1 protein-coding gene is annotated in these 299 nt (G+C 57.5%); it reads left to right on the top strand.

Features of this window, described 5'->3' with window-relative positions; translation table 11 throughout:
• On the top strand, positions 1-203 hold a 203-nt coding region (locus BK660_RS31695), incomplete at its 5' end, for a glycogen/starch/alpha-glucan phosphorylase (RefSeq protein ID WP_148057538.1).
• Positions 204-299: the final 96 nt, after the last annotated feature.

Here is a 299-nt window from a genome sequence, read left to right as displayed (position 1 = left end):
ATTCGCTGGTGGATTACGACCGTTTACTGGTCTGTGCCGACTTCGACTCTTACTGGGACGCGCAGATGCGCGTCGAGGCCCACTGGCATGATTCCAAGGAATGGTGGCGCTCGGCGGTGTTGAACACGTCGCGGATGGGGTGGTTCTCCTCGGACCGGACCATTCGTGAGTACGCCACGGATATCTGGAAGGCACTGGAGTAACTTTTCGCAATAATTGCGTGCAAGGCCCGACGGTTGTTGGGCCTGGCCGTTATACTACGCACCGGTTACGCCGGGTTGCATGCATTGGCAATCCAT

Source organism: Pseudomonas brassicacearum (assembly GCF_003732265.1).
GTDB classification, from domain to species: Bacteria; Pseudomonadota; Gammaproteobacteria; order Pseudomonadales; family Pseudomonadaceae; genus Aquipseudomonas; species Aquipseudomonas brassicacearum_D.
The sequence above is the reverse complement of the archived record's forward strand: the minus strand, read 5'-3'. Positions and strand labels throughout refer to the sequence as shown.